Annotated in this window: 19 protein-coding genes; 13 read left to right on the forward strand and 6 right to left on the reverse strand. The window is 70.7% G+C overall.

Annotation, left to right across the window (positions count from 1 at the left end):
- The first annotated feature begins 3 nt into the window (after nt 1–3).
- From IEY12_RS10890 to IEY12_RS10910, 5 genes are all read left to right on the forward strand, one after another.
- Entirely contained in the window at nt 4–342 is a 339-nt protein-coding gene (locus tag IEY12_RS10890; protein ID WP_229871194.1) for a helix-turn-helix transcriptional regulator, read from the forward strand.
- A gap of 190 nt (nt 343–532) precedes the next feature.
- Nucleotides 533–2,965, forward strand: a complete 2,433-nt coding sequence (locus tag IEY12_RS10895; protein ID WP_188883745.1) for a ribonucleoside-diphosphate reductase subunit alpha — start codon at nt 533–535, stop codon at nt 2,963–2,965.
- Complete coding sequence (locus IEY12_RS10900) at nt 2,898–3,974, forward strand: ribonucleotide-diphosphate reductase subunit beta (protein ID WP_188883746.1); 1,077 nt, start codon at nt 2,898–2,900, stop codon at nt 3,972–3,974. Before IEY12_RS10895 ends, IEY12_RS10900 begins: the two co-directional genes overlap by 68 nt.
- Before the next feature lie 156 nt (nt 3,975–4,130).
- Nucleotides 4,131–4,730 (forward strand): hypothetical protein, encoded by a 600-nt coding sequence (locus tag IEY12_RS10905; RefSeq protein WP_188883747.1) that lies wholly within the window; start codon nt 4,131–4,133, stop codon nt 4,728–4,730.
- Between the two features lie 76 nt (nt 4,731–4,806).
- Complete coding sequence (locus IEY12_RS10910; protein WP_188883748.1) at nt 4,807–5,013, forward strand: hypothetical protein; 207 nt, start codon at nt 4,807–4,809, stop codon at nt 5,011–5,013.
- On the opposite strand, the gene IEY12_RS10915 is transcribed toward IEY12_RS10910, so the two are convergent.
- From IEY12_RS10915 to IEY12_RS10925, 3 genes are all read right to left on the reverse strand, one after another.
- On the reverse strand, nt 5,010–6,146 hold the full coding sequence (locus tag IEY12_RS10915; RefSeq protein ID WP_188883749.1) for a site-2 protease family protein: 1,137 nt from the start codon (nt 6,144–6,146) through the stop codon (nt 5,010–5,012). The two genes, IEY12_RS10910 and IEY12_RS10915, sit on opposite strands and share 4 nt — an antisense overlap.
- Nucleotides 6,147–6,277: 131 nt before the next feature.
- Nucleotides 6,278–7,489: a glycosyltransferase family 2 protein gene (locus IEY12_RS10920; RefSeq protein WP_188883750.1), complete on the reverse strand. Its 1,212-nt coding sequence runs from the start codon at nt 7,487–7,489 to the stop codon at nt 6,278–6,280.
- Between the two features lie 84 nt (nt 7,490–7,573).
- Nucleotides 7,574–8,011 carry a hypothetical protein gene (locus IEY12_RS10925; RefSeq protein ID WP_188883751.1) on the reverse strand — a complete coding sequence of 146 codons (438 nt, stop codon included), beginning with the start codon at nt 8,009–8,011 and terminating at the stop codon, nt 7,574–7,576.
- Between the two features lie 139 nt (nt 8,012–8,150).
- Between IEY12_RS10925 and IEY12_RS10930 the strand changes: the two genes are divergently transcribed.
- Entirely contained in the window at nt 8,151–8,546 is a 396-nt protein-coding gene (locus tag IEY12_RS10930) for a response regulator (RefSeq protein WP_188883752.1), read from the forward strand.
- Between the two features lie 46 nt (nt 8,547–8,592).
- Here IEY12_RS10930 and IEY12_RS10935 read toward each other — a convergent pair whose 3' ends face one another.
- Nucleotides 8,593–9,546 carry a transcription initiation factor IIB gene (locus tag IEY12_RS10935; protein WP_188883753.1) on the reverse strand — a complete coding sequence of 318 codons (954 nt, stop codon included), beginning with the start codon at nt 9,544–9,546 and terminating at the stop codon, nt 8,593–8,595.
- Between the two features lie 170 nt (nt 9,547–9,716).
- Here IEY12_RS10935 and IEY12_RS15875 point away from each other — a divergent pair, with 170 nt between their 5' ends.
- The 7 genes from IEY12_RS15875 to IEY12_RS10965 all read left to right on the forward strand — a co-directional run bounded on the left by IEY12_RS15875 (nt 9,717) and on the right by IEY12_RS10965 (nt 15,553).
- The gene (locus IEY12_RS15875; protein ID WP_255494121.1) at nt 9,717–9,845 is read left to right on the forward strand and encodes a hypothetical protein; all 129 of its coding nucleotides are present in this window, start codon (nt 9,717–9,719) and stop codon (nt 9,843–9,845) included.
- 159 nt (nt 9,846–10,004) lie between these two features.
- Complete coding sequence (gene arcD, locus IEY12_RS10940; protein ID WP_188883754.1) at nt 10,005–11,552, forward strand: arginine/ornithine antiporter ArcD; 1,548 nt, start codon at nt 10,005–10,007, stop codon at nt 11,550–11,552.
- 42 nt (nt 11,553–11,594) lie between these two features.
- Complete coding sequence (locus tag IEY12_RS10945) at nt 11,595–12,200, forward strand: hypothetical protein (RefSeq protein WP_188883755.1); 606 nt, start codon at nt 11,595–11,597, stop codon at nt 12,198–12,200.
- A complete protein-coding gene (locus IEY12_RS10950; RefSeq protein WP_188883756.1) occupies nt 12,197–13,483 on the forward strand; it encodes a hypothetical protein in 1,287 nt (428 codons plus the stop codon). Before IEY12_RS10945 ends, IEY12_RS10950 begins: the two co-directional genes overlap by 4 nt.
- A 79-nt stretch (nt 13,484–13,562) precedes the next feature.
- Nucleotides 13,563–14,147, forward strand: a complete 585-nt coding sequence (locus IEY12_RS10955; protein WP_188883757.1) for a response regulator transcription factor — start codon at nt 13,563–13,565, stop codon at nt 14,145–14,147.
- Nucleotides 14,148–14,219: 72 nt separating this feature from the next.
- A complete protein-coding gene (locus tag IEY12_RS10960) occupies nt 14,220–14,723 on the forward strand; it encodes an acyl-CoA thioesterase (protein ID WP_188883758.1) in 504 nt (167 codons plus the stop codon).
- Nucleotides 14,720–15,553 carry an MOSC domain-containing protein gene (locus tag IEY12_RS10965; RefSeq protein WP_188883759.1) on the forward strand — a complete coding sequence of 278 codons (834 nt, stop codon included), beginning with the start codon at nt 14,720–14,722 and terminating at the stop codon, nt 15,551–15,553. The genes IEY12_RS10960 and IEY12_RS10965 overlap by 4 nt, the downstream gene beginning before the upstream one ends.
- Nucleotides 15,554–15,703: 150 nt before the next feature.
- Here IEY12_RS10965 and IEY12_RS10970 read toward each other — a convergent pair whose 3' ends face one another.
- Nucleotides 15,704–16,900 (reverse strand): MFS transporter, encoded by a 1,197-nt coding sequence (locus IEY12_RS10970; protein ID WP_188883760.1) that lies wholly within the window; start codon nt 16,898–16,900, stop codon nt 15,704–15,706.
- Nucleotides 16,901–17,063: 163 nt separating this feature from the next.
- A complete protein-coding gene (locus IEY12_RS10975) occupies nt 17,064–19,715 on the reverse strand; it encodes a heavy metal translocating P-type ATPase (RefSeq protein ID WP_188883761.1) in 2,652 nt (883 codons plus the stop codon).
- Between the last annotated feature and the right edge of the window lie 491 nt (nt 19,716–20,206).

Here is a 20,206-nt window from a genome sequence, read left to right on the forward strand (position 1 = left end):
ACAATGCCACGTGACGACACCACCGATGGCCGTTCGCGGTCGAGCCACCGAGAGCACGACGCCGCGATGGCCGACCTCTCCGGGTTCCAGCGCGACATCCTCTGGGTCCTCTACGAGCGCGAACCGTGCAACGGCCTCGCGACGGAGGACGCGCTGGAGTCGTACTACGGGACGACAGTCAACCACAGTCACGTCTACACGAACCTCGATCAGCTCACGGAGTCCGGGTTCATCGACAAGCGCCCCGGTGAGGGACGGGCGAACGAGTACCGGCTCACCGAGTTCGCGCGGCGGGCGCTGGAACGCCGCAGAGAGTGGCTGAACGACCGCACCTCGGCGTAATTCAACTCTGTTTGTAGTACTGAAAGGCCACTTGCAAACCTTTATTCGCACCCGGATACACAGGGTGTAGTACCGCCGGAGACGGCCGAAGGGCACTACAACGGCCGTTTTCGCGGATAGAGACATCACCGCACGACCGACAGAACACACCACCAGTGGCGACGCTGTCGGGCGGCGGCGACTATCCACCATGAGTCAGACACAGACCCAGACACGAGAGACCGTACGCGACGTCCTCGAGCGCGCCCGCGAGGGCCACGGGGACGTCGTCACCGACGACACGCTCACCGACCTCGTCGACGAGGCCGCCCACGCCCTCTACGAGGGGGCCTCCACGGAGGAGGTCTACGAGGCCGCCATCGACACCCTCACCGCGCGCGTCGAGCGCGACCCGGTCTACAAGCGGGTCGCCGCCGACGTCTTCCTGCAGAAGTACTTCCGCGAGGTGGCCGGCGAGGACGCCACCGGCTACGAGCGCGACCGGACGTATCGCGCCACCTTTCGCGAGAACATCGCGGAGATGGTCGAACGCGACATCCTCGACGAACGCATGCTCACGCGCTTCGACCTCGAACGCCTCGCCGACTCCCTCGAACCCGACCGCGACGGCAACTTCGAGTACATGGCGCTCGACACGCTCTACCAGCGCTACTTCCTGAAGACCGCCGACGACGAGCGCATGGAGCTCCCGCAGGCCTTCTGGATGCGCGTCGCGATGGGCCTCGCCCTCGAGGAGGACGACCCGAACGCGCGCGCCGAGGAGTTCTACGACGTCCTCTCGAAGCTCGAGTTCACGCCCTCCTCGCCGACCCTCTTCCACGCGGGTACCACCCACCCGCAGCTCTCCTCCTGCTACCTCACGACCGTTCCGGACGACCTCGAAGGTATCTTCGACGCGTACAAGGAGCACGCGACGCTCTCGAAGTGGTCCGGGGGGCTGGGCAACGACTGGACGAACGTCCGCGCCGCCGGCGCGCGCATCTCCTCGACGGGCGTCGAGTCCACGGGCACCGTCCCCTTCCTCCGCATCTCGAACGACGTCACGGGCGCCATCAACCGCTCGGGGAAGCGACGCGGCGCCGCCGCCGCCTACCTCGCGGCGTGGCACGCCGACTACCCGGACTTCCTCGACTTGAAGCGAAATACGGGCGACGAGCGTCGGCGCACCCCCGACATGAACACGGCGGCGTGGGTGCCCGACCTCTTCATGGAGCGCGTCCAGGAGGACGAGGAGTGGACGCTCTTCAGCCCCGACGAGGTGCCGGAGCTCCACGAGACCTACGGCGAGGAGTTCCGCGAGCGCTACGAGGCCTACGAGGAGGCCGCCCGCGAGGGCGAGATCGACGAGTACGAGGTCGTGGACGCCGCCGACCTCTGGCGCAAGACCCTCACGCGGCTCTTCGAGACCGGCCACCCGTGGATCACGTTCAAGGACCCCTGTAACGTCCGCTCGCCGCAGGACCACGCGGGGACGATCCACTCCTCGAACCTCTGCACGGAGATCACGCTGAACACGAGCGAGGAGGAGACGGCGGTCTGCAACCTCGGGAGCGTCAACTACGAGACGCACGTCGAGAACGCGGAGCTCGACCGCGAGCGCCTCGGCGACACCATCGAGACGGCGATGCGGATGCTCGACAACGTCGTCGACCTCTGCTTCTACCCGACGGAGAAGGCCGAGCGCTCGAACATGCGCCATCGCCCCATCGGCCTCGGGACGATGGGCTTCCACGCCGCGCTCATGGAGTGCGGGATTCCGATGAACTCCTCGGAGGCCATCGAGAAGGCGAACCGCTGGCAGGAGCTCGTCTCCTACCACGCGATCCTCGAGTCCTCGCGGCTCGCGAAGGAGCGCGGCACCTACGACTCCTACGAGGGGTCGAAGTGGGACCGGGGCGTCCTCCCGCAGGATACCGTGGACCGCCTCGAGGAGACCCGTGGCCGCGAGATCCCCACCGACCGGGAGGAGACGCTCGACTGGTTCGTCGTCCGCGAGCACGTCGACGAGCACGGGATGCGCAACTCGAACACGATGGCCATCGCGCCGACGGCGACCATCTCCACGATCAACGGCACGACGCCGTCCATCGAGCCCATCTACTCGAACCTCTACGTGAAGTCGAACATGAGCGGCGACTTCACGGTCGTCAACGACCGCCTCGTCGAGGACCTGAAGGAACTCGACCTGTGGACCGAGGAGACGCGCGACCGCATCAAGTTCCACGACGGCTCCATTCAGGAACTCGAGGCGGTGCCCGAGGACCTGAAGGAACTCTATCGCGGCGCCTTCGAGATCGACCCGCGCCACCAGCTCGACCTCACCGCCCACCGGGGGACGTGGATCGACCAATCGGTCTCGCACAACGTCTTCTTCCCGAGCACGGACGGGAGCCTGCTCGACGACGTCTATACGCGCGCGTGGGAGATGGGCGTGAAGACGACGTACTACCTGCGGACGCTCGGTGCCTCCCAGATCGAGAAGTCCACGCTCGACATGGACGAGTACGGGAAGACCCAGCACCGCGACGACGACGCGACGGCCGCGACGGACGGCGGTGAGCGAACCGACGACGACACAGAGCTCTGCGCGGTCGAAGACCCGACCTGCGACGCCTGCCAATAACACCCACTATACCGCTATGCCTGTCCTGAACCACGACGACGAGCACGACCCGAACAAGATACTGCCCATCGACTACGACTGGGCGCGCGAGTACTACGAGGCCGGCGTGAACAACAACTGGGTGCCGGAGGAGATCCCGATGCAGGACGACGTCGCCCAGTGGCAGGGCGACGCGCTCTCCGAGGCCGAACGCCAGCTCGTCGAGTGGAACCTCGGGTTCTTCTCGACGGCCGAATCCCTGACGGCGAACAACATCGTCCTCGCCATCTACGACTACGTGACGGCGCCGGAGTGTCGCCAGTACCTCCTCCGGCAGGCCTACGAGGAGGCGATTCACACGGACACCTTCATCTACTGCTGTGACTCGCTGGGCTTCGAGCCCGACTACCTCTACGGGATGTACGACCGCATCCCCGCCATCCAGCAGAAGGACGAGTTCGTCGTCGACCTGACGCGCGCCGTCGACGACCCCGACTTCGAGTTGGAGACGGAGGATGACGTCCGCGACCTCCTGCGCGACCTCGTCGGCTTCTACGTCGTCATGGAGGGCCTCTTCTTCTACGCGGGGTTCGCGATGATGCTCGGGCTGAAGCGCCAGAACAAGATGGTGGGCGTCGGCCAGCAGTTCGAGTACATCATGCGCGACGAGTCCCTCCACGTGGGCTTCGGCGTCGACCTCATCAACCAGATCCGCGAGGAGAACCCCGGCGTCTGGACCGACAGCTTCGACGAGGAGATCCGGGAGATGATCACGGAGGCCGTCACCCTCGAGCAGATATACGCCCGCGAGGCCTGCCCGCAGGAGGTCTTCGGGATGAGCCCCGAGCAGTTCGCGGAGTACGTCGAGTACGTCGCGGACCGCCGCTTCGGCCAGCTCGACATGGCCGAGGAGTACGGGACGGCCAACCCCTTCCCGTGGATGAGCGAGCAGGTCGACCTGAACAAGGAGAAGAACTTCTTCGAGACGCAGGTCACCGAGTACCAGTCCGGCGGCAGCCTCGACTGGTAGCGAGCGCGCGGACGGCCCGCGCGCTCGGCGGTCGGCGAGCGCATCGCGGTCCGGTCGCGACCTGAGCGGTCGCCCCCCGCATCCGGTCGCGTGACGGCTCTGCGACAGATTTATCTGATAGTCCGATGACGCCTCGGCTATGTTGGGTGATAGCAGTTGTCGCTAGTCGACTCGACGCGGCCGGAGACGCGACGCGAGCGCTACGGGCAGATGGCGGACGCCGCCGACCGACGGTTCGCCGTCGGTGCGGTCGCCGTCCCGCTCGCGCTCCCGGTCGTCGGCTACCTCTCGGGGAGCGTGGAGTTGATGTTCGCCGTCCACCTCTTCCTCGGGGCGTTCTGGTTCGGGACGTCCGTCATCGGCGCGGTCGTCCTCGGGCCCGTGATGGGCGGCCTCTCCGAGGACGCGAACGCCGAGTTCGCGCGCGGGTTCGTGCCGAAGATGACGCTCCTCATGGAGCCGCTCTCCGTCGGTGTCATCGGCTCCGGCATCGGCCTCGCGGCCATGTTCGGAATGTGGGCGTCACCCACGCCCGCGCTCTGGGCGGCGCTCGGCCTCGGCATCGCGCTCCTCGTCCTCGGCTTCGGGCCGCTCCACACCTTCACCATCGGGATGTTTGACGAGCTCGCCGCCGCCGACACCGACCACGAGCGCCTCGCTGAGTTGAACGCGAGGTACGGCATGCTGAGCATGGTCGAACTCGTCCTGATGCTCGCCATCGTCGCGTCGATGTCGGGGCTCCGCTGGGGGTACTGAGCGCCGGCGTGAACCCCGGCCGTGGACTACGGCCCTGCGCGCTCCTCGCGGCGCTCGGCGCGAGCGCGCTCACCGGGTGCTCGTTATCACGGACGACCAGCAGGAGACGACGGACGCACCGACGCCGACGCCGGACGGCGTGATGGAGAGCGAGCGGCCGGCGTGGGAGCGCGCGGACCTCCGGAGGTACGGGGTCGCAGTGCGAGTCGGCGACGAGCGCCACCGCGTGACGCGTGCGCTGACGGACGCGACGGGCGGGACGCGCCGGACGATTTCGCTCTAGGCGGGCACGGTCACGCCGAACGCCTGCCGGGCCTGCAGGAGGCTGACGTAGTCGCTCCGGGTGACGATGCCGACGCGCTCGCCGTCGTGCTTGACGAACGCCGCGCCGACGTTCCCTTCGTTCAGGACGGCGAGCGCCTCGAAGGCGTCCGCGTCGCGCTCGACGGTCGGGAGGTCGCTGCGCATCACTTCCTCGACGTGATAGGCGTCGCGCTCGACGTCACGCACCTGCTTGAGCGCGGCCATCGCGACGAGGCCGACGACGGCGCCGTCGCGCGTGACGGCGTACTCGGTGCGCCGGTCGGCGAGCATCCGGTCGGCGAACGACTGCACGCTCGCCTCCGCGTCGATGGTCGGCGTGTCCGCGACGACGTCGCCGACCGTCAGGCCCTCGAGGAGGTCGTCGAGGAGCACGGTTCGGGACTCGCCGGTCGCGGCGCTGTAGACGAACCACGCGAGCAGGAGGAAGAGCGGGCTGAAGTAGAGGACGCCGAAGACGGCGAACGCGACGGCGAACGCGACGCCGACGCGCGCGGCCGTCCGGGTGGCGACGGCGTAGGGCCGCGAGCGCGCGAGGTAGGCGCGGAGGACGCGCCCGCCGTCCATCGGGAACGCGGGCAGGAGGTTGAAGCCCGCGAGGAGCGCGTTACTGATGGCGAGCCAGCCGACGATGAAGCCGACGACCGGGAGCGAGGCGGGGACGGCGTAGAGGCCGAGATAGCAGACGGCGGCGACGAGCAGGCTGGTGACGGGGCCGGCGAGCGCGATGGTGAACTCCTTCTCGGGCTCGCGGGGGATGTTCGAGAGGCTCGCCAACCCGCCGAGGAGCCAGAGCGTGATGGACTCGGTCTGGACGCCGTAGCGCGCCCCCGCGTAGGCGTGCCCGAGTTCGTGGAGGGCGACGCCGACGAAGAGGCCGACGGCGGCGAAGACGCCGATGAGCCACGGGTTCGAGCCCGCGTGCAGCACCTCGACGGCGAACGCCGTCGGCGCGACGGCGTTGACGATGCCGGCGTAGGCGTCGATCTGCGCCTCGGAGCCGAGGAGCCACGCGAGGATGGGGAGGAAGACGACGAGCGAGAGGTCGATTCGGATGGGGATGTCCCACACCCGGCCGACGGTGAACTTGCGCATCACCGGACGAACGTGGGGCGGACAGTAATAGCCACCGGCGACGGCCGCGTTCCGCTCAGCCGTCCTCGGTCGGGGCGCCGAGTGAGGCGCGCGTACGCGCGGAGGCGGTCGGCGTCCCCTCGCGCCCGCGCTCACTCCTTCTCCGTGCGCTCGAACCCCTCGGGTTCGTCCACGAGCCCCCACGCCGCGCCGAGCGAGTGCAGCGAGACGACGAGCGGGTAGAGCGGCACCGCGAGCAGGTGCCGGTAGCCGAGGCCGCCGTAGTAGCGCCACGCGCGAACCAGCCAGACCAGCGTGTACGCGAGCAGTCCCCACGAGAGCACGTGATAGAGCCCGCGATACGGCATCGTCCCTGGGAGCAGGCCGAGGAAGAGGAGGAGGAACGGCGCGACCGGCGAGAACGCCCACGTGACGTTCCGGAGAGCGAAGAGCGCCCAATAGCGCTTCGGGAGGACGGGTTCGTCGCGCAGCGACCCCGCGAGCCAGCGGCGGCGTTGCTCGACGAGCGCCCGGACGGACGGGGGCGCCTGATTCCGGAAGCGGTCCGGGAGGACGACGTACTCCGCGCCGTGTTCGAGGACCGCGCGCCAGACGAAGACGGTGTCCTCGATGAGCGTCGGGTACGCCCACCCCACGTCGTCCTCGACGCTCGCGCGGACCGCGATGCCGCCGCCCCACGCGTAGAGCGGCACGCCGGGGAGCCCGAAGCCCTGCTGTTCGGCCTGATAGCCGATGCGGACGAGCTCGCACCAGAACGCGAGCGTCGAGCCGGTGTACTCGGGCCACTCGCGGAACTGGACGACGTCCGCGTCCGGGAACCCCTCGAACTCGCGGACGTGCGTGTCCTCGTCGAGGAAGAGCACGAACTCGCGCTCGCAGGAGAGCTCGCGGCGCGCCCACTCGAGCGCGCGACCCTTGTCCGAGGCGTCGCACGTGAAGGAGTCGGGGACGACGTGCACCGTCGCGCCCGCGACGTCGATGGGCGCCTCGGCGATGACGTGTCGCTCGCCGGGCGCGACGCCGTCCGGAATGGCGTCGACGGTCTCCTGCACGACGTCCTCGGCGTCGACGGTGAGGATGCGTATCTGGCAGGCCTCGGGCCCGTAGACGACGTCCGGCGGCTCGTACTCGCGATGGGACTGGACCAGCTCGTACGTCCAGAAGAGCGTCGCGCCGCCGTAGATGCCGAGGAAGAGCCAGAGCGCGGCGTACGCCACGGGCTGGAGGACGGAGACGACGAACGGGTGCATCGTCTCGTGGAGGGTGAGGAACGCCGCGCTCAGGAGCGCGAGCGCGAACACGGCCGCGAGGAGGCGGTCCGGTGCGACGGGGAGCCTGCGCATCCGAGTAGTGCCACGTGTTCGGCGCGCGTCCGGATTAACCGTGCGATCGGCCGCTTCGGCCGGGTGAGCGACGCTCGGCTCGGACTAGCGCTCGCGCGACCCCTCGACCACCGTCCCCTCGGCCACGGCGAAGCCCGCGCGGAGGAGGACGGCGGTGCTCACGAGGCCCGCCCAGAGGACGAGGTGGACGAGCGCGACCGACGCGCTGTCCGCGCTCACGGCGAGCGGGGCGCCGAGCGCGAACGACGCCGTCTGCGCGACGAGACCGAGACAGACCACGGCGACGACGGCGTCCGCGAGGCGCCACGCCGTCGGCCCGTCCCCGCGTGCCGCGCGCGCCGCGAACGCGACGCCGAAGCCGAGCGTCGCCGCCGCGACGACGGCCGCCATCGCGTCGTGCGACCACCGACCGAAGAGGTCGGGCACGAGCGCGACCACCAGGAAGTACGCGCCGAACGCCCCGATGACAGCGGCTGCGACGGCCGCAGCGAACCGGCGGGAGGCGAGTGTCTGCACGTTCACGGTGGACGTTGCCCCCCGCGCGGGTTAGTCCGTTCGGAACGCGCTCGCGACAGTTTCGGACCGTTCACGACCGTTTAGCGCCCGGAACGCGTCTGAACGACGCTCACGCTTTTTGGGTGTCCCCCTCCTGTCGACGCGTATGACCGACTCGGAGCGGACGGTGCTCGTCGTCGACGACGACCGGGCGTTCGCGACCCTCACCGCGACCCACCTCCGCGAGGCGCTCCCGGGCGTCGACGTCGAGGTGCGCGTCGACCCGCGCGCCGCCATCGAGTCCCTCGGTCGCGCCGACGCGGTCGTGAGCGACCACGAGATGCCCGCGATGACCGGTCTCGACCTGCTGTGCGTCGCGCGGCGTCGCGCGGGCGACCTCCCCTTCGTCCTCTTCACGGGCTGTGAGTCGGCGGCCGTCCGCGAGGGTGCCGACGCGGCTGGCGCGACCGGGTACGTCAGCAAGCACGAATGCCACGCCTTCGATGCGGTGGTCCGAGCCGTCTCGGCGTCGCTCGACGCACGCGTGGAGGCGACGCCGTAGCCGACGCTCGGGGGCGAGGAAAACGGAAGGATGCCGTCCCGCCGATTCAGTCGGCCGGCTCCTGCACTTCGAGGAGCTCCTTGTAGCGCGAGCGGATGGTGACGCGCGCGACGTTCGCCACCTCGCTCACGTCCTCCTGCGTGACGGAGCGGTTCGTGAGGCGCGCGGCGGCGTAGACGGCCGCCCCCGCCATCGTCGTCGGGCTCTTCCCGCTGTGAACGTTCGCCTCGATGGCGGTGTCGAGGAGGTCGCGGGCGACGCGCACCGTCTCGCTCGGCAGGTCGAGGTCGCTCGCGTAGCGCTCGACGTACTCGCGCGGGTCCGTCGGCGGGACTTCGAGGCCGAGCTCGCGGCTCACCTGCCGGTAGGCGCGCTGGACGCGCAGGCGGTCGACCCGCGAGACGGTCGCCACCTCGTCGAGACTGCGGGGGACGCCGGCCTGCCGGGCGGCCGCGTAGACGCTCGCCGTCGCGACGGACTCGATGGAGCGCCCGCGCAGGAGGTCTTCGTCGAGCGCGCGCCGGTAGACGACGCCGGCCGTCTCGCCGACGCTCTTCGGGAGGCCGAGCGCGCTCGTCATCCGCTCGACCTCGCCGAGCGCCTGCTTCAGGTTCCGCTCCTGGTCGTCGCGGGCGCGGAAGCGCTCGTCCCACTTGCGCAGGCGTGCGAGCTGGCGGCGCTTGCGCCCGGAGAGGCGCTGGCCGTAGGCGTCCTTGTCCTGCCAGCCGATGACGGAGCTCAGTCCCTTGTCGTGCATGAGGTTCGTCGTCGGAGCGCCGACGCGGGACCGGCTCTCGTCGCCGTCATCGAACGAGCGCCACTCGGGGCCGCGGTCGACGACGTCCTCGTCGACGATGAGCCCGCACTCCCGACAGGAGACCTCCCCGCGCGCGGCGTCGCGTTCGAGCCCCGCCCCGCATTCGGGACAGACGTCCGCACGCTCGGTGGTCGTGTCGCTCGTTTCGCGTTCTCGGCCGACGGCCGTAGTCGTTGCCTGCATGATGGGTCACCCCGGTCGCGTACGTGGACCAACGGCCGGGTGTGTCATAGTACCGCAACCAGATTCCCGACTTCTGAGAATCGCAGACTGCGTCGGGGGCCGTCGGTGGCGAGGGGCGCATTGTGGCGAGCGCAACGACTATACTCCCGTGTGGGAAACCCACGGGTGCGATGCCCACGTGTGACCGCTGCGGTGGCTCGCCACGACAGCTCTGGAAACACACCGAGCGCGGGTTCGACGGCTACGTCTGCGCGGAGTGCCACCCCGCCGTCGGTGACGGCCTCACGTTCGTCTCCTGAGCGGTTTCACGACACGGTGTCGCGGTGACTGCTCGCGTTTTCGCGCCGCCGAGCGACGCGGCCGCGCTTCGACACGCACAAGCCGTCCCGCCCACGAACGCGGAGTAGAGCCACAGCCATGACGTGCCCGTCAGCGTTCCGACCGGAGGGGTATCGACGATGAGTAGCGACGACCTCGACTTCGACCCGCTCTCCTACGAGGACCTCCCCGAGGAGCGCCGGCCCGCGATCTGGCAGGCGCTCGTGCCCGTCGTCGGGATGCTGTTCTTCCTCGGCGTCGGGAAGCTCGTCTTCGACCTCGACCCGCAGTTCCCCCTGCTACTGGGGATCGCGTTCACCGCGCTCTGCGCGCGCTGGTGGTTCGACCTCTCGTGGCGCGACCTCTACGACGGCGCGGCGGACAGCATCGTGATGGGCCTGCAGGCGGTGCTCATCCTCTTCGTCGTCTACGCGCTCATCGCGACGTGGATCGCGGCGGGGACGATTCCCGCGATCATGTACTACGGCCTCGGCCTCCTCACCCCCAAGGTCTTCCTCCCGGTCGCCGCAGTCCTCGCGGCCGTCGTCGCGTTCGCAATCGGCTCCTCGTGGACGACGGCGGGGACGCTCGGCGTCGCGTTCATCGGCATCGGCCACGGCCTCGGCATTCCCGCGCCGATGACCGCCGGCGCGATCCTCTCCGGCGCGTACGCCGGCGACAAGCAGAGCCCGCTCTCCGACACCACCAACCTCGCCGCCGCCGCGACCGAGACCGACCTCTTCGAGCACGTCGACGCGATGCGCGTCGGCACCCTCATCGCGTTCGCCATCGCCGTCGTCGCCTACGCCGTCCTCGGCCTCCGCGCCGGCGGCGCCATCCCCGCCGGGCAAGTCGAGTCGATTCGCGGCGCGCTCGCCGGGAGCTACGACGTCGGCCTCTACGTCCTCCTCCCGCTCGTCATCACGTTCGCGCTCGCGCTCTACGGCATCCCCGCGCTCCCGTCGCTCGGCACCGGCGTCTTCGCGGGCATCCTCACGACCATCGTCTTTCAGGGCAGTCCGGTCGTCACCACCGACCCGCTCGCGTTCCACCCCGGACCGATCACGCGCGCGTTCAGCATCGCACAGAGCGGGACGTCCCCCGACACGGCGTCCGACCTCGTGAACTCGCTCCTCGGCTCCTCGGGGCTCACGGGCGCGTCGTGGGTCGTCACCATCGTCCTCGCGGCGCTCGCGCTCGGCGGGATGCTCACGCGCTCCGGCGTCCTCGCCGCCGTCGCACACGCCATCGCGAAGCGCGCGCGCTCGGTCGGCTCGCTCACCGCGACGACGGCCGTCACCGCGTTCTCCATGAACGTCCTCGCCGCCGACCAGTACATCAGCATCGTCGTCCCCGGGATGACCTATCGCGGCCTCTACGACGACTTCGGCCTCGACTCCGCGAACCTCTCACGCGCCGTCGAGGCCGCCGGCACCACGACGAGCGCGTTCGTCCCGTGGAACTCCGGCGGCGTCTACATGGCGGGCGTCCTCGGGGTCGTCCCCATCGGCCTCGACCTCACCACCTCGGGCGGCCTCGGCTTCCACGTCCTCGGCTACGCCCCCTACTACTTCTTCGGCTTCCTCAGCCCCGCCATCCTCCTCGTCATGGGCTTCACCGGGTGGCGCATCCGCACGAAGGAAGGCGTCGAGACGCCCGAACCCGGCGCGGGGACGGGCGAGCACTGACCACTAGCTTTCTTGTCGCCTCGCGGGCATCGTCGAAGTGCGATGCCCTCCACCACCAGACGCGCCCTCCTCTGCGGCGTCGGTACCGCCGCCGTCGGCGCGCTCGCCGGCTGTAGCGCGTCCGAGACGCACAGTTCGCCGCCCGACGGCGGCACGCTCGTCACCGACTACACGGCCGTCGTCACCCGCTCGACGGGCGAGCGCGCGCCCGTCGTCGCGCCCCGCGAGGACACCGACGAGGCGGCGACGACCACGGAGCCGTTCACCATCCATTCCTTCGAGAGCGAGTCCGACGCCGAGGCGCTGGCGCTCGCGGACGACGCCTCGAACGCCGCCGCAGTCCGACGTCTCGTCGCGGAGACCGACTACGCGAGCGAGTCCGTCATCGCCTACCAGACGCGCATCGGCGAGTGCTACCGGCTGGCGGTGCAGTACGTCGCCCGCGACCCGGACGGGAGCCCGAACGTGGAGTGCTGTCGCGTCGTCCGCGACGCCCACACCGCCTGCGAGCGCCGCGAGCGCGACCACGCGGCCGCGTTCGTCCGCCTCCCCTTCACCGGTGAGGAGTACCGCGGCCTCTCCGTCGGCTCCGGCGGCGACTGCGGCCGGGTCCCCGAGCGCTACCGGAACGGGAGTGAGTCCACGTGACGCGACGGAGTCGCCGCGCGGTGCTCGCCGCGACCGGCACCGCGCTCACCGGCGCGCTCGCGGGCTGTAGCTCCCTGAACCCGCTCTCGGGCGAGTCCAGCGTCGAGTACGACGAGTCCGCGCTCGCCGAACTCCCCGGCGACCTCCCGACGGTACTGGCCGCCGAACCCGTCGCGCCGGCGCACGAGGACCTCGTCGCGGCCCGCGAGCGCGTCCACTCGCTCCTCAACGACGCCGACGTCTCGCGCGTCCCGAACGACGTCGTCCGCGACGAACTCGCGCGCGAGCGGGAGTCGGCACGGGACGCCCTGACCGGGGACGTCGAAGCCAGCATGGACGCGCTCGCCGGCCTCACGCACCCACGCTCGGAGGCGATGTTCGCTCACGCCGGCCTCGCGGCGTTCGACGGCGACCTCGACGCATCGGCGGTCGCCGCGCGCCGCGAGCGCCACCGCCGCGAGGCCGAGGCGTTCCTCGCCGACTACCGGTACGTCGGCCCGCCGGACGACCCGGTCGGGGCGCTCGCCGAACACGCCCGCATCGAGGGGTGGGCGCGGACCGGCGCCCGACTCATCGGGGACGCGGACCGCCGCCGGGAGTACCAGAACACCGTGCTCCACGTCGCGGAACGCGCCTCCGGCGTCGAGTGGGGGCGCGCGTACGCCGCGGACGCCCGCCGCCTCCGCGAGCGCTACGCGTCGACGCTCGACGGCCCGAGGGAGTACGGGCGGCGCTTCGCGCGCGTCTCGGGGTCGCTCGTCGCGGACGTCGAATCGCACGCGGACGCTCCCGACTGGGGGACGGTGACGAGCGGGTTCGAGCGCGACGTCGCGGGCACCCCGGCCGAGAGACTCCTCACTGACCTCGCGCGTGACAGGTGGATCGGCGCGCGCGGCGCCGTCACACACCGGGAGGCGGGCCGGTACGCCGCCGCCGTCGTGCCGGCGATGCGCGCGCTCGCGGCGGACCGCGCGCTCGCCGACGCGGAGGCCGCCGTTGCGGAGGGCGCGTACACGCTCCCCGAGTCAGTGGATCCGATCAGCGCGGAGCGCACCGCCGCCGTCGAGGGGCTGCGCGCCCTCCTCGACACCTCGCCGACGCCGCTCGCGCGACGCCTCGCGGCCTACGTCCGCAATCCGCTCCGGAGCGCCGACCGGCACGTCCGCGAGGAACACACCTCGATGCCCGGCCGCTCCCTCTACGCGCAGTACGCCACCGCGACCCACCTCGCGGCCGCCGCGCCCGCCGTCGTCCGCCGCGTCGGGGACGCGATCGGCGGATGAGCGGCGGCGACGGCCCTGCGCCCGTGTCGGCATATGGCAGGGGAAAGATACCTATACGCGACCAGCGTACGCTCTCTCTATGACGTGTGGGGTGGCACACGGAGTGCTCGTCGTGGAGGACGACCCGGGACTGCGGGAGTTGTACGTGCACGCGCTCGGCGACGACTACGACGCGCGGGGTGCGGCGACGATAGCGGACGCGCTCGACACCGCCGACGCGTCCGTCTCGGTCGTCGTCCTCGACCGCCGGCTCCCCGACGGTGACGGCCTCGACGCCCTCTCGGAACTCGAGGACGCGACGGACGGCGCGTTCGTCGTCGCCGTCACCGCCGTCGACCCCGGCCTCGGCATCGTCGACGCCGGCATCGACGACTACCTCGTGAAGCCCGTCGGCCCCGAGCGCGTCGGCGACGCGGTCGCCGCGCTCCTCGACCGCCACAGCTACGAGGCGGCGGTCGCGCGCTACTACGCGCTCGCGGCGAAGCGCGCCGCCCTCGAAGCCGCCCACGACGCCGCCGCGCTCGCCGACGACGAGCGCTATCAGCGCCTCCTCGCGGACCTCGACGACCTCCGCGAGCACGTCGCCCCGTCGCCGGCGCTCGTCGGCGAGCCACGCCGGGCGCGCGCGCTCTATCGGGACCTCGGCGCGGAAGCGAGCGACTAGCGAAACAGCGGACAGGGTGGTGTCGGCGGCGACCCGTCGCGTTTTAACTTCCGAGGCGCCGTAGCCGCCCGCATGTCCGATACCGTGCCGCTCGCCCGGTCGTTCACCGAGCGGACCGAAGTGCTCATGCCGACCGACACGAACCACCTCAATCGCGCGTTCGGCGGCCGCATCCTCGAGTGGATGGACGTCGTCGCCTCCGTCGCGTGCCGGCGCTTCGCCGGCCGGCAGGTCGTCACCGCGAGCATCGACCACATCGACTTCCACGCGCCCATCGACGTCGGCGACGTCGTCACCGTCGAGTCGTTCGTCTTCGACACCGGGCGCACGAGCGTCAGCGTCCGCGCGGCCGTCCGCGCGGAGGACCCCGAGGCCGGCGAGGAGTGGGAGGTCACCACCGCGTTCTTCACGTTCGTCGCGCTCGACGACGACGAGACCCCCGTGGAGGTCCCGGACGTCGCGTGCCCGGACGACGACCAGCGCGGCCTGCGCGACCTCGCGCTCGACGACCGCCGCGAGCACCGCGAAGCCCTCGTCGAGCGCATCGACGCCGAACAGGAGGAGGCGGACGGATGACCGAGCGGAGTATCAGCCCGCACGTCGCCCGAATCCGCGTGTATCCGGTGAAGTCGCTCAACCCACTCGAGCGCACGCGGACGACCGTTCGGCCGGACGGGGGCCTCGGCGTCGACCGCTCGTACGCCGTCGTCGACGCCGAGGGCGAGTACGTGAACGGGAAGCGCGAAGCCGCCGTCCACCGTATCGACGCGACCTACGCGGACGACGGCGACACGCTCGTCCTCCGCGACCGGGACGGCGAGCGAGATGCGGAATCGTTCCGCCTCGCGGACGCCGACGACCGCGAGGGGGCCGCCGCGTGGCTCACCGCCCACTACGGCTACGACGTGGCGTTCGAGCACGCCGAGCGCGGGGGCTACCCGGACGACACGACCGCCTCGGGGCCGACCGTCATCTCGACGGCGACCCTGCGCGAGATCGGGTCGTGGTTCGACCTCCCGATAGGGGAGGTGCGCCGCCGCTTCCGGCCGAACCTCGAAATCGGCGGCGTCCCCGCCTTCTGGGAGGACCGCCTCTACGCCGACCGCGAGCACACGGTGCGCGTTCGCGTGGGGGATGCGGTCTTCGAGGGGACGAACCCGTGCTCGCGCTGCGTCGTCCCGACGCGCGACTCCCGGACGGGCGAGCGCGACCCCGAGTTCCAGCGGACGTTCGTTGAGAAGCGCGAGGCGACGCTCCCCGCGTGGGCGGACGAGTCGTGGTACGAGCGCGGCTACTACCAGCTCATGGTGAACACGGCCGTTCCGGAGGGGACGACCGGCGCGACGCTCACCGTCGGGGACGACGTGGAGGTGCTCGGGGTCAGTGAGGGGAACCCGCAGGGCTAGACGAGGAGGGCGAGCGCGAGCGCGACGGCGACACAGCCCCCGAGCAGGAGGACGAACGTCACCCGCGCGAGCGCGTTCGGCGGGACGTACACGGTCGGCAGGTGAACGGTACCCGTTCTTAACACTAGGGCCGGTTTCGCGCGTCGACCGTCAGGGCCGGACGCGACGGAGCGCGAGGGCGACGAGCGCGCCCGCGAAGAAGAAGCCGGCGACGACGGCGAACGCGGCGCCGTAGGAGAAGCCCGAGATGACGGCGCCGAGGAGGACGGGCGCGAGCGCGCCGCCGATGGGGAGACCGGTGTAGACGAGGCCGAAACTCTTCCCGGTGTCCGCCGCACCGGAGAGCGCGTTCGTGATGCGGTCGCGCGCCGGGAGCGAGACGCCGAAGCCCGCGCCCGCCACCGCCCACGCGACGACGAAGCCCGTCGACCCGGGGGCGAGCGCGAGCGCCGCCCAGAGCGCGAGCGCGGACCACGCGACGCCGCCGACGATGAGCGCGAAGACGTCGTAGCGGTCCGCGACCCACCCGCCGACGAGGACGAAGACGGCGGTGACGGCGAGGAAGCCCGTGAGCGCGCTGTTCCCGACGACCGTCGAGAACCCGAGACCGTTCACTGCGAACGCCGTCGTGTACGTCTGGAGGCCGGTGTCCGCGAGCGTCACGAGGAGGAAGAACGCGAACATCCCGGCGACGAGCGGGCGCTTCAGGAGGGCGATACTCCCGAAGCGCGACCCCGCGTCGTCCCCCGTCTCCGTGACGGACGCGCGGAGGACGCGGCGGTGGACGGGCGCGAGCGCGACGAGCAGGACGAGCGCGTAGACGAAGCCGCCGATACCGATCGCCACGAGGGCGCTCCGCCAGTCAGCGAGCGCCGCGATGCCCGTCGTCAGCACGGGCGCGGCCGCGAACCCGACGAAGCCGCCGAAGGAGTGGAGGCTGAACTGCCTGCCCTCGCTCGCGGCGTCACCGGCGGCGTCGAGGAGCGCGTAGTTCGCCGGATGGAACGGCGACTGGCCGACGCCGGAGACGAACGCGCACGCGAGCACCTGCCAGTACGCCGTCGCGAACCCCGCGAGGCCGATGCTGACGCTCGTCAGCGCGAGGCCGCCGACGACGACGCGCTTCCCGCCGACCCGGTCGACAAGCTCGCCCGCCGGCACCTGACAGAGGAACTGCGCGACGAAGATGAGCGTCACGCTCACCGCGAGACGCGTCTCCGAGACCCGAAACGTCCCCGCGATGAGCGGGAAGAGCGGCGGAAGCGCCAGCAGGAAGACGTGCGAGACGAAGTGGTCGGCGCTGACGAGCGCCGTCACGCCCACGGGACCGGACGCGCGTCGCGTCATCCCCGGGGCTGACCGGCGGGTCGTTCTTCCAGACGGGACATATCGCCCGCTACCGGCGTCCCGCGCGTAAACGTTTCCGTTTGCCGGAACCGCCTACAGCACTGAATACGGCTCGTCCGGATTGTACCAACGCAGGACAGAGTCCTGCTGGGCACGACAGTCCTCAGAGTACGTGGTACTCTTCGGACGGGTCGTACCGCCTGAACAGGAGGCTGTTCGAGAGGACGCTGACGCTCGAGAACGCCATCGCGGCGGCGGCGAGCGCGGGCATCATGAGGCCGAGCGACGCGAGCGGGATGAGGACGGTGTTGTAGCCGAGCGCCCAGAAGAGGTTCTGCTTGATCTTCCGGAGGGTGGCGTCGGAGACGTTGATGGCCTTCAGGACGTCCTCGGGGTCGTCGCGCATCAGGGTGACGTCCGCCGCCTCGATGGCGACGTCGGTGCCGGAGCCGATGGCGGCGCCGACGTACGCGGCGGCGAGTGCGGGCGCGTCGTTCACGCCGTCACCGACCATCATCGCACGCGCGCCGTCCGCCTGAATCGCTTCGACGGCGTCGGCCTTCTCGTCGGGGAGGACGCCCGCGCGGACGCCCTCGGCGGGGATGCCGAGTTCGGCGGCGACGGCGGTCGCGGTGCGCTCGTTGTCGCCGGTGAGCATCCTGACGGTGAGGCCGCGCTCCTGGAGGCCGGCGACGGCGCGCTTCGCGCTCTCCTTCACCTCGTCGGCGGTGGCGAGCACGCCCGCGAAGTCGCCGTCGATGGCGACGAGCATCGCGGTCTTCCCCTCGGACTCGAGGCGCTCGCGCGCGTCGGCGGCGGCGTCGACGGCGACGCCCGCGTCCTCGAGGAGGCCGGGGTTCCCGACGAGGACGTCGCGGCCGTCGACGCGGGCCCGCACGCCCTTCCCGGGGACGTTCTCGAAGCTCTCGGGCGTCGCGAGGTCGAGGCCGCGCTCTTTCGCGCCGTCGACGATGGCCTCCGCGAGCGGGTGCTCGCTCCCGGCCTCCGCGCTCGCGGCGGCGTACAGCAGGTCGGTCTCGGGGTCGGAGAGCGCGCCGTCCGCGCCGCCCTCGGTGACTGCGACGGTACCGCCGTCGAGTCGCTCGCCACCGTCGGAGCGAAGCCCCGACGTCACCCGCGACTCGTCGAGTCGCTCGCCACCGTCCGGGGCGGCCGTCCGGTCGAGCGCGACGACGTCGGTGAGGGTCATCTCGCCCTCGGTGAGGGTGCCGGTCTTGTCGAAGACGACGGTGTCGACGTCGCGGACGCGCTCGAGGACGTCGCCGCCCTTGAAGAGGATGCCGTTGGTCGCGCCGAGGCTCGTGCCGACCATCGTCGCGGCCGGGGTGGCGAGACCGAGCGCGCAGGGGCACGCGACGAGCACCGCCGAGGCGAAGACGACGACGGCGAACTCGAGGACGCTGACGGTGCCGCCGGCGACGGCGGGACCGCCCGCGACGAGCCCCCAGAGCGGGAGCCAGTCGACGACGCCCGCGAGCACCTGCGGGAACGCGTACCAGAGGAGGCCCCAGAGGAGGGCGTTCGCGATGACGGCGGGGACGAAGTAGGCGGAGATGCGGTCGGCGAGGTTCTGCACCTCCGGCTGACGGGACTGGGCTTCCCGAACGGTCTGGACGATCTGCTGGAGCGCGGTCTCGCGGCCGACCTTCGTGGCCTCGACGACGAGGCGGCCGTTCTCGTTGACGGTGCCGCCCACGACGTCGTCGCCGGGCGCCTTCTCGACGGGGACGGACTCGCCGGTGACCATGGACTCGTCGACCGCCGATTCGCCCTCGACGACGATGCCGTCCGTCGGGACCTTCTCGCCGGGCTTGACGACGAGGCGGTCGCCCACCTCGACCTCGGAGAGGTCGACGTCCCGCTCCTCGCCGTCCTCGAGGACGCGCGCGGTGTCGGCCTCCATCTCGAGGAGGGACTCGATGGCTTTCCCGGCTTGGCTCTTCGAGCGCGCTTCGAGGAAGTTGCCGAGCGTGATGAACGTGAGGATGAAGACGGCGCTGTCGAAGTAGGTGCCGCCCGGGATGAGGGTCAGGAGGGTTGCGACGCTGTAGAGGTAGGCGGTGGAGGAACCGAGCGCGATGAGGACGTCCATGTTCGCGGTGCGGTTCTTCACGAGCGCCGTGTAGGAGTTCGCGTAGAACTCCTTGCCCAGCAGGTACTGGACGGGCGTCGCGAGGAGGAAGCCGACGACCTCGATCGGGAGGCCCGTGCTCGGAATCGCCTCGGGGAGGAGGTCGGGAGCGAGGAGGCCCTCGAGCATCAGCGCGAAGAGCGGGACGGCGAACGCGGCACCGAAGAGCGTGAGGCGCCGCTGTCTGCGGACCTCGGCCGTCCGGGCGGCGCTCGCGGCGCTCTCGCCGTCCGCCTCGTCGCCCGTCTCGCGGACGGGCGAGTAGCCCGCGCCCTCGATGGCGTCGTGGAGGTCGTCGCGGGTGGCTTCGGCGGGGTTGTAGCGGACGCGCGCCTCGTCCGTCGCGAAGTTCACGTCGGCCTCGACGACGCCGGGAGTGTCGAGGAGGGCGTCGTGGACGGTCTGCGAGCAGTTCGCGCACGACATGTCGGTGATGGTCACCGTGACCGTCTCGTCCACCGGCGTGTAGCCCGCGTCCGCGATGGCGTCGTAGACCGCCGCGAGCGACACCACGTCGGGGTCGTACTCGACGCTCGCTTCGTCCGTCGCGTAGTTCGCGCTCGCCGCCTCGACGCCGTCGAGGGCCGAAAGCGCGTCCTCGATGGTCGCCGAGCAGTTCGCACAGGACATCCCCTGCACGTCGATGCGCTCGGTACGGGTCATGGTCGTCTCTACGGCCTCCTCGTTCAATCCACTTCGCATTAGCGGCCATAAGGATAGCCGCGACTCGACTTCGGATTCGAAAGTTGGGTGCGCGAACGCCCCGACAGCGGATCGTATAGCTAGTAGACCGCGCTCAGACCACGCAGTCACCACCGTTTTAGCGTGCCTAACATACATTTTTGTCATAGTCGTCGGCGGCCCGTGTCGTCGCGTGCTGGTTCAGCAGTTCGTCGTCGTGTTCGTCGCGGGACTCATACCGCCCTCGGGACGGGCGTCGGGACGAGTCCGCTGTTCTAGGCACGCGACGTGCGGGCGCATCGACGTCCTCCACAGAGGCCCCACGCCGGCAGCGCCGCCCCGAACGGCCGCACGTGGCTCGCCGCCGGTACCGCGCTCGGGTTCCTCGCGATGCGCCCGCTCGTCTCCGTCCCCTGAGCCACCCGAACGGGTTCGGCCACAGATGGATGTATTTCCGGCCGGTACTGTGGGTC

Source organism: Halarchaeum grantii (assembly GCF_014647455.2).
Classification (GTDB): domain Archaea; phylum Halobacteriota; class Halobacteria; order Halobacteriales; family Halobacteriaceae; genus Halarchaeum; species Halarchaeum grantii.

What these genes read in the sequence shown, in the direction of transcription:
- IEY12_RS10895 (WP_188883745.1), top strand. Translation starts at nt 533, where the DNA reads ATGAGTCAGACACAGACCCAGACACGAGAGACCGTACGCGACGTCCTC.
- IEY12_RS10945 (WP_188883755.1), top strand. Translation starts at nt 11,595, where the DNA reads ATGCCCTCCACCACCAGACGCGCCCTCCTCTGCGGCGTCGGTACCGCC.
- IEY12_RS10920 (WP_188883750.1), bottom strand. Translation starts at nt 7,489, where the DNA reads ATGCGCAGGCTCCCCGTCGCACCGGACCGCCTCCTCGCGGCCGTGTTC.
- IEY12_RS10960 (WP_188883758.1), top strand. Translation starts at nt 14,220, where the DNA reads ATGTCCGATACCGTGCCGCTCGCCCGGTCGTTCACCGAGCGGACCGAA.
- arcD (WP_188883754.1), top strand. Translation starts at nt 10,005, where the DNA reads ATGAGTAGCGACGACCTCGACTTCGACCCGCTCTCCTACGAGGACCTC.
- IEY12_RS10975 (WP_188883761.1), bottom strand. Translation starts at nt 19,715, where the DNA reads ATGACCCGTACCGAGCGCATCGACGTGCAGGGGATGTCCTGTGCGAAC.
- IEY12_RS15875 (WP_255494121.1), top strand. Translation starts at nt 9,717, where the DNA reads ATGCCCACGTGTGACCGCTGCGGTGGCTCGCCACGACAGCTCTGGAAA.
- IEY12_RS10955 (WP_188883757.1), top strand. Translation starts at nt 13,563, where the DNA reads ATGACGTGTGGGGTGGCACACGGAGTGCTCGTCGTGGAGGACGACCCG.
- IEY12_RS10965 (WP_188883759.1), top strand. Translation starts at nt 14,720, where the DNA reads ATGACCGAGCGGAGTATCAGCCCGCACGTCGCCCGAATCCGCGTGTAT.
- IEY12_RS10930 (WP_188883752.1), top strand. Translation starts at nt 8,151, where the DNA reads ATGACCGACTCGGAGCGGACGGTGCTCGTCGTCGACGACGACCGGGCG.
- IEY12_RS10915 (WP_188883749.1), bottom strand. Translation starts at nt 6,146, where the DNA reads ATGCGCAAGTTCACCGTCGGCCGGGTGTGGGACATCCCCATCCGAATC.
- IEY12_RS10970 (WP_188883760.1), bottom strand. Translation starts at nt 16,900, where the DNA reads ATGACGCGACGCGCGTCCGGTCCCGTGGGCGTGACGGCGCTCGTCAGC.
- IEY12_RS10890 (WP_229871194.1), top strand. Translation starts at nt 4, where the DNA reads ATGCCACGTGACGACACCACCGATGGCCGTTCGCGGTCGAGCCACCGA.
- IEY12_RS10935 (WP_188883753.1), bottom strand. Translation starts at nt 9,546, where the DNA reads ATGCAGGCAACGACTACGGCCGTCGGCCGAGAACGCGAAACGAGCGAC.